1 protein-coding gene is annotated in these 329 nt (G+C 59.0%); it reads left to right on the top strand.

The window, feature by feature from the left end; genetic code table 11:
- On the top strand, positions 1-329 hold a 329-nt coding region (locus ACK59H_RS23035), incomplete at both ends, for an RHS repeat domain-containing protein (RefSeq protein WP_409265004.1).

Below are 329 nucleotides of genomic sequence, written 5' to 3'. Positions count from 1 at the left end.
AGGAAAAGCTGGCGTACGCCTACGATGTGTTGGGAAGACTGGCGAAAGAGATCACGCCCGATGGCACGCTGGGTTATGAGTACGATCCGCTCAGCAATCTGACCACTCTGACCCTGCCGGATGGGCGCAAGGTCAACCACCTGTACTATGGCAGCGGTCACCTGCACCAGTTGAACCTGGACGGCCAAGTGATCAGCGACATGGAGCGCGATGACCTGCACCGTGAGGTCTACCGCACCCAGGGCAAACTCACCAGTTGCTTTGGCTACGACGCCATGGGGCGCAAGGCTTGGCAGTTTGCTTCTACCTTGCCCGCTGACAAGCTGTCC

Origin of the sequence: Pseudomonas sp. KCJK9000, from assembly GCF_046230725.1 — a bacterium.
Classification (GTDB): domain Bacteria; phylum Pseudomonadota; class Gammaproteobacteria; order Pseudomonadales; family Pseudomonadaceae; genus Aquipseudomonas; species Aquipseudomonas promysalinigenes.
The sequence above is the reverse complement of the archived record's forward strand: the minus strand, read 5'-3'. Positions and strand labels throughout refer to the sequence as shown.